The sequence below is a fragment of the Neisseria sp. P0021.S007 genome (assembly GCF_051956855.1).
Map to the genome: position 1 here is coordinate 1 of NZ_JBQCXA010000026.1, position 1,964 is coordinate 1,964.

A 1,964-nucleotide genomic window follows, 5' to 3' on the forward strand; every position below is an offset into this window, starting at 1 on the left:
GTATCAGCTTCCTGAAATACGGTTTTCTCCCCTTCAAAGGCATAGTGGTAGATTTTTCTATTTAACGCATCAAAGAAATAACCGTAGAAACAGTCTTCTTGATTTTCATCTTCTACAAAGTCGGTAATATAGATATTTTCCTCTTCTATGCCTAAGTAATCTTTGATTTGCTGGAATAAATTAGGAAATTCAAGTGGAAATGCCTGCGTGAGATCTTCGATATCCTCTAAAAATACCTCGTTGGGGATATCTTGCAATTCTATGGATTCCATTTTTCTTTCCTCCTGTTTTGTATCGTTATTCTTTCAAAAGAAATAAACCGCCGTAGCAAGCCGTAGGTCGGATACTTGTATCCGACAAAAAACATTTGGTGCGTCTATCGTTTCCGAAAAAACGCTGTTGGAAAATGTCGGATTTGAGAATCCGACCTACGGCAGAAAAACTGTAGTAAGAACAAGGCAAATAGTCGTCTGAAAAAGGGAGGAGCAATTTTTGCCGAAACCTCCGCCGTCATTCTCGCGCAGGCGGGAATGACGGACGATAAAAGTCGGGTATAGATACCTAACCCCTGTTTATAACTGAAATCAATAAGGAAGAACATTATGTCCCAAGTTTTTAAAGATTTTGATTTGTCCTCCGTATGGAAAACTAATAGTTGGGCAGATGAAAACTACAAAGAAGCCCCGTTTACCCCTGAAATTTTGGCTGCCGTAGAAAGTGAGCTAGGCTATAAATTGCCGCAAAGTTTTATTGAATTGATGGCAGTACAAAACGGCGGGATATTTGTTAAAAACTGCTTTCCGACCACGCAGAAAAATTCGTGGGCGAAAGATCATGTGCAAATTTGCGAGATGTCGGGAATCGGTTTTGAAAAAGAAGGAAGTCTGTGCGGCGCGATGGGGCAAAAACTTTGGCTGGAAGAATGGGAGTATCCGCCTATCGGCGTGTATTTGGCCACCGACCCGTCAGGAGGTCATGCCCTGTTTGCCTTGGACTATCGAGAGTGTGGAAAAGACGGCGAGCCGAAAGTGGTGCTTGTCGAACAAGAATGGGATTTTGAAATAGTCGAACTTGCCCCCGATTTTGAAACCTTTATCCGCAACTTGCGGCATGAAGATGAGTTTTTAGATAACTAATAAAGAGTAGGCCGTCTGAAAATTTTTCAGACGGCCTTTTAACATCTACCTATTAAGCCGAAAAAGCCTTATATGCCATTGAAACGATAATCAGCAAAACCGTTACGACCAAAACCTTACGAATAACTTCCCCGTTTGAATTGATAGCATGGAGGCTGCCAAAATGGTTGCCCAACAAATTTGCCAAAATCATCGGGATTCCGATTAGGAACGCCATTTTCCCTGCTATCAAGAAGGCAACAAATGCCCCGATGTTAGAAGCAAAATTGAAAATCTTGGAAGTAGCCGAAGCCTGCAACAACGACAATTTGTTAATGACAAACAAAGCAATGATGAAAATACTACCTGTACCCGGGCCAAAAAAACCGTCATAAAAACCAACAATCAGACAAGTTAAAAATACGGCGATAACGGATTTTTTTATCTCGCCACGCTCGTCTTCTTTTTTCAGCAAAACACCTTTAAACAAAGTTGCCAGCAAGCCTATGGGCAAAAACGCAAGAATAATGTAATTGATGGTTTCCACCGGAAGAATCAAAATGACTTTTGCACCGACAAATGCCCCAATTAAAGCCGCAACAATGCCAACCGGCACAATATGCCATACAATCGAACTGCTCTTCATAAAATTTTTAATCGCAGCCACCGTACCGATGGTACTCACCAATTTTTCCTGTGCCAACGCGACCTGAGGCGGTAAACCTACCATCAAAAATGCGGGAATCAAAATCAGCCCTGCTCCGCCCGCAATAGCATCGACATAGCCCGCAATCAAAGACGCGACAACCAGCAGGAAAAGGCCGAGATAAAAATAATCGGCAATAATAC

General features: G+C 42.2%; 3 protein-coding genes. 1 reads left to right on the forward strand and 2 read right to left on the reverse strand.

The features are described 5' to 3' along the window. Nucleotides 1-272: hypothetical protein (locus ACTHUR_RS10720; protein WP_440398567.1), on the reverse strand; the 272-nt coding region annotated here is incomplete at its 3' end. 330 nt (nucleotides 273-602) lie between these two features. Between ACTHUR_RS10720 and ACTHUR_RS10725 the strand changes: the two genes are divergently transcribed. Next, on the forward strand, nucleotides 603-1,136 hold the full coding sequence (locus ACTHUR_RS10725; protein WP_070459738.1) for an SMI1/KNR4 family protein: 534 nt from the start codon (nucleotides 603-605) through the stop codon (nucleotides 1,134-1,136). Nucleotides 1,137-1,188: 52 nt separating this feature from the next. On the opposite strand, the gene ACTHUR_RS10730 is transcribed toward ACTHUR_RS10725, so the two are convergent. Then, nucleotides 1,189-1,962 carry a sulfite exporter TauE/SafE family protein gene (locus tag ACTHUR_RS10730; protein WP_440398568.1) on the reverse strand — a complete coding sequence of 258 codons (774 nt, stop codon included), beginning with the start codon at nucleotides 1,960-1,962 and terminating at the stop codon, nucleotides 1,189-1,191. Nucleotides 1,963-1,964: the final 2 nt, after the last annotated feature.